The organism is Thermus sp., from assembly GCF_056332225.1.
This window is the reverse complement of the sequence record NZ_JBWGQW010000213.1, coordinates 1-620: the sequence shown is the minus strand read 5'-3', so window position 1 is coordinate 620 and position 620 is coordinate 1. Positions and strand designations below refer to the sequence as shown.

Genomic DNA, 620 nt, shown 5'->3' with positions numbered 1-620 from the left:
CTCCAGGTCCTGGACCTCGTGGGGGTGAGGACGAGGCGGCGGGAGCGGATCACCGCCAACGAGGAGGAGCGCTTCCGGGGAGGGTATCGCCTCGAGGTGGCCTACGAGTTCTCCGGGCAGGGAAGGCGTGGGGCGGTGGCCCTGGAGGGGCTCAGGCTTCCCCTGGTCTACGCGCCCTCGGCGCGGGTGCACCGCATCAACCGGGGGCAGAGGCGCTCGCAAAGCGGGGGCTTTTACGTGGACCTGGAGAGCGGGGACCTCCTTAGCGAGGAGGAGGCGAAGAGGCGGTCCGGGGAGCCGGAAAGCGCCCTCGAGCGGGTGGCCCTCAGGGTCCAGACCACGCAGAACGCCCTCCTCCTGGACCTCTCGGGCCTGCGGGAAGCGGAGGGGGAGGGGGACGCCCTTCTTTCCCTGGCCTTCGCCCTCAAGCGGGGGATGGAGGCCCACTTCGGGGTGGAGGAGAGCGAGCTCGACCTGGTGGAGCTCGCCCCCGGGCGCTTCCTCTACCTCGAGGACGCCGAGGGGGGCCTCGGTGTCCTGCGGCGCTTCGTGGAGGAGGAAGGGGTTCTCGCCGAGGTGGCGCAAAGGGCCCTGGAGGTCCTCCACTTCTCCCCAGAGGG

General features: G+C 71.1%; 1 protein-coding gene. It reads left to right on the top strand.

The window, feature by feature from the left end; all coding sequences use genetic code 11:
- Positions 1 to 24: 24 nt before the first annotated feature.
- Positions 25 to 620, top strand: a 596-nt coding sequence (locus tag AC01Y6_RS10975; protein ID WP_476671563.1) for a hypothetical protein, incomplete at its 3' end; no start/stop codon positions are given.